Genomic DNA, 3,723 nt, shown 5'->3' with positions numbered 1-3,723 from the left:
CGACCTGGCTGGCCGTGACGGCCGAGCGCACCGTGTCGCGCGCCATGGGCGGCAGTTGTTCGATGCCTCTGGCCGCGTTCATCCGCGAACCGCAACAAGGCGACGAGATGACCCTGCAAGCCGCCTGGGGGGAGCCCGGCGCGGACGGACAAGGGGTGGCCGGCCAGCCGCTGGTGCGCGCCGAACACCGTGCGCCGGTTCGCAGCTTCGCCGACGCCGAGGCCCTGGGTGAACGTGTGGCCGCTTCCCTGCGGGCCGGCGGCGCCGTCTGGGCCGCCAATGTACCGCAGCCTTGAACGCTGTGCGTGTCGTCGTCACCCGGCCTGAGCGCGAGGCGGCCGGCTGGGTGCAGGCGCTGCAGGCGCACGGCCTGCAGGCCGAAGCGCTGCCCCTGATCGACATCGTCGCACTGGCCGAAACACCGGCCCTGCAGCAGGCTTGGCGCGAGATCGACGCTTATTCCGCCTTGATGTTTGTCAGCGGCAACGCCGTGGACGGATTTTTTACGTCAAATCAGGCTGCAGCCCTTGTAGACAGGGCGCAAGCAGCTCCTGATTCAGTAGCAAGTACAGGGCCACGCTGGCTGGCGCCCGGTCCGGGCACGGTGGCCGCGCTGCGCCGGGCCGGCGTGCCCGACGCGTTGATCGACGCTCCGGCGGCAGACGCCGGGCAGTTTGATTCCGAAGCCTTGTGGGCGGTGCTTGGCCGGCGCCACTGGCAGGGCCGGCGCGTGCTCATCGTGCGCGGTCAGGGCGCAGGCCAGGATCAGGCGGGCGGTGCCGGGCGCGACTGGCTGGCGCAGCAATTTGTCGCCGCAGGTGCACGTGTCGATGTGGTGGCGGTGTACCAGCGCCGCGCACCGGTGTTCACCGAAGCGCAGCGCCAGCGCATCGACGCCGCGGCGCACGACGGCTCGGTCTGGCTGCTGAGCAGCTCCGAGGCGCTGGCCCACCTGCCGGCGGGCGACTGGTCGCGTGCCCGCGCTGTCGCCACCCACCCGCGCATTGCCGAAGCGGCGCGTGCCGCCGGCTGGGGTGTTGTTGTTCAGTCACGGCCGGAGATAACAGACATCGTGGGCTCGATAGAATCAATGTCACCATGAGCGACAGCGAACCCGTCCCCCCTCCCTTGCCGGTGCCAGCTGCGGAGCGCGTGTCGGCGGCCGAACGCAGCGAAGGGCCGCCCCGAGCAAGTTCAGCCCCATTCTCAAGTGAAAGGGGCAGCGAGTCGCCGGAGGCTCACGCAGTGGGGAGCGTGGGGGCCACCAACCGTCGCTGGTTGCTGGTGACCGGGTGGGTGGCTGTCGCCGGCCTCGTTCTCGGCATCCTGCTGTGGCAGAAGCTTGGCAATATCCAGGAAGAACTGGCGCGGCGCAGCACCGACTCGACCGCGCAGGCCATCGAGGCCCGCACGCTGGCGCGCCAGGCGCAGGAAGGCACGCGTGAATTGACGGCACGGCTGGCGCTGCTGGAGACGCGGCTCAGCGAAGTGAGCCTGCAGCGCACCCAGCTGGAAGAACTGATGCAGAGCCTGTCGCGTTCGCGCGATGAAAACCTGGTGGTCGATGTGGAGTCCGCGTTGCGGCTGGCCCAGCAGCAGGCCCAGCTGACCGGTAGCGCCGAGCCCCTGCTGGCGGCACTCAAATCAGCCGACCAGCGGCTGGCGCGCGCCGCGCAGCCGCGCCTCAACCCGCTGCAACGCGCCATCGCCAGGGATGTGGAGCGCATCAAGGCCACGACGGTGACCGATGTGCCCGGCCTGCTGCTCAAACTCGACGAATTGACGCGCGCGGTGGACGATCTGCCGCTGGCCAACGCGATGGTCACCAGTGCTGTCGCCGCCCGTCCGGTGCTGCCGGTGGCTGCGCCCGCACCCGCCCAGCCCGCCTCCGCAGCCGGCACCTCGATGGCCTGGCTGGACAGCCGGGCGCTCCGGGCCTGGTGGCAGCGCACGCTGCAGGGCACGCTGGACGAAGCCCGCGGCCTGTTGCGCGTGAGCCGCATCGACCAGCCCGACGCGGCCCTGCTGGCGCCCGAGCAGGCGTTTTTCCTGCGTGAAAACCTCAAGCTCAAACTGCTCAATGCACGGCTCGGCCTGCTGTCGCGCCAGACGGCCAGCGCCCGTTCCGACCTGGCCGCTGCCGGTGCCTCGGTGGCGAAGTACTTTGACCCCGCGTCGCGCAGGACCCAGGCGGCAACCCAGCTGCTGCAGCAGGTGCAAAGCCAGATGAAGTCCAGCGAGCTGCCGCGCCTGGACGAAACCCTGGCCGCGCTGGCCACGGCGGCTGCAGGCCGCTAGCAGGGGAACAGGTTATGCGCAGCGCTCTCTGGCTCCTGGCCCTGTTCGGCATCGCGGTGGCGGTGGCACTGGTGGCCGGCAACAACCAGGCGGTGGTCACGCTGTTCTGGCCGCCGCACCGTGTCGACATTTCCTTCAACCTGCTGGTGCTGCTGCTGGCCGGCCTGTTCACCCTGCTGTACCTGGCGTTGCGTGCCACGGTGGCGGTGTTTTCGCTGCCGGCCGAGGCCAGGCGCTGGCGTGCCCAGCAAAAAGAGCGCGCCATGTACGCCGCCTTCATGGACGCGTTGTCGCACCTGATGGCCGGGCGCTTTATCCGTGCGGCCAAGCTCGCGCAGAACGCCATCACCCAGGAAAAAAGCCTCAGCCTGCTGGCCCAGGCCTCCGGCCATGTCGGCGGCTACAGTCCGGCGCGCGCGACCCAGCTCCGTTTGCTGGCGCACCTGCTGGCTGCCGAAAGTGCGCAGGCCCTGCAGAACCGGACCCAGCGGGAGGAACAACTGCAACAGGCGCTGGAGGTCAGCAGCCACCGGATTGCCCAGGAGACCCGTGAAGGGGTGCAGCTGCGCGCCGCGCGCTGGGCACTCGACGACCGGGACCCGGTCGGCGCGCTGGAGCTGCTCAACCAGTTGCCGCAGGGCGCATCGCGCCGCACCCTGGCGCTGCGCACCAAACTGCGCGCCACACGCCAGGCCGGGCAGATTTCACAGGCACTGGAAACCGCACGCCTGCTGGCCAAACACCGGGCTTTTTCACCCTCTGCGGCGCAAAGCATTGTGCGCGGGCTGGCGCTTGAGCTGCTCGGCGGCGCCCATGATCCGGCGCAACTGCAAACCGCTTGGCAGTCCCTCGACGCCGTCGAGCGCGCCATGCCTGAGCTGGTGATCCATGCCGCCGCGCGGCTGATGGCCCTGCACGGCGACGCCGACCTGGCCCGCAGCTGGTTGCTGCAGGTCTGGGAGCCGGTGATGCGGCTGCACTCCGAGGTCAGCGACTCCCAGCGTATCAAGCTGATCCGGGTGCTCGAGCAGGGGCTGGACTCCATCGATGCCGCCTGGCTGGCGCGCATCGAGACGGCGCAGCAGCTGCGGCCGCGTGATGCCAATGTCCAGTACCTCGCAGGCATGGCCTGCCTGAAGCGTCAGCTCTGGGGCAAGGCCCAGCAATTGCTGTCCCAGGCTGTGCTGGCCTTGCAGGACAGCACCTTGCACCGCAATGCCTGGCGCGCACTGGCGCTGCTGGCCGGGCAGCGCGGGGACGCGGTGGCTGAGGCGCAGGCTTACAAGCGGGCGGCGGAAGTCTAGTTTTTCTGCCCGTTCGGTCTGAGCTTGTTGAAGTTTGTGCAAGCTTGCGCTGCGGTGGGACATCCTGCAAGCCGGGTCTCGCCCCGGCGGGCGAGGCACTTTTCTTTGCGTCGCCAAAGAA

The 3,723-nt window shown here is 69.4% G+C and carries 3 protein-coding genes and 1 pseudogene; all 4 read left to right on the top strand.

Annotated elements, in window-relative coordinates; all coding sequences use genetic code 11:
* Nucleotides 1-296: pseudogene (locus PSV33_RS04615) on the top strand (hydroxymethylbilane synthase); the annotation flags it as partial.
* Nucleotides 293-1,102, top strand: coding sequence for a uroporphyrinogen-III synthase (locus tag PSV33_RS04610; RefSeq protein WP_300559252.1), 810 nt, complete (start codon nt 293-295; stop codon nt 1,100-1,102). The pseudogene PSV33_RS04615 and the gene PSV33_RS04610, both read left to right, overlap by 4 nt.
* A 50-nt stretch (nt 1,103-1,152) precedes the next feature.
* Nucleotides 1,153-2,298, top strand: coding sequence for a uroporphyrinogen-III C-methyltransferase (locus PSV33_RS04605; RefSeq protein WP_300559254.1), 1,146 nt, complete (start codon nt 1,153-1,155; stop codon nt 2,296-2,298).
* A 14-nt stretch (nt 2,299-2,312) separates the two neighbouring features.
* Nucleotides 2,313-3,602 (top strand): heme biosynthesis HemY N-terminal domain-containing protein, encoded by a 1,290-nt coding sequence (locus PSV33_RS04600; RefSeq protein WP_300559250.1) that lies wholly within the window; start codon nt 2,313-2,315, stop codon nt 3,600-3,602.
* Nucleotides 3,603-3,723: the final 121 nt, after the last annotated feature.

The organism is Polaromonas sp., assembly GCF_029945895.1.
GTDB lineage: Bacteria > Pseudomonadota > Gammaproteobacteria > Burkholderiales > Burkholderiaceae_C > Polaromonas.
Note: the sequence above shows the minus strand (reverse complement) of the source record. Positions and strands in the feature narration are given on the sequence as shown.